We start from the raw sequence: 242 nt of genomic DNA on the forward strand, positions 1-242 counted from the left end.
GCGTACGCTGTGAGAAATTTTCCGGCTGGCTGGTGAAGAAGGGCTTTGAAGACGTGTCCCAGCTTGACGGCGGTATCGTCACTTACGGTAAAGATCCTGAAGTGAAAGGGCAGCTGTGGGACGGACAGTGCTACGTGTTTGACGAAAGAATCAGCGTACCGGTCAACCGCGTAGAGCACGTTATCATCGGAAAAGATTATTTCACGGGCGAGCCGTGCGAGCGTTATGTGAACTGCGCAAAT

The 242-nt window shown here is 52.5% G+C and carries 1 pseudogene; it reads left to right on the forward strand.

Annotation, left to right across the window (positions count from 1 at the left end):
- A pseudogene (locus R0K30_RS23235) lies at nucleotides 1–242 on the forward strand (oxygen-dependent tRNA uridine(34) hydroxylase TrhO); the annotation flags it as partial.

This window comes from Bacillus sp. SIMBA_154, from assembly GCF_046536015.1.
Classification (GTDB): domain Bacteria; phylum Bacillota; class Bacilli; order Bacillales; family Bacillaceae; genus Bacillus; species Bacillus pumilus_P.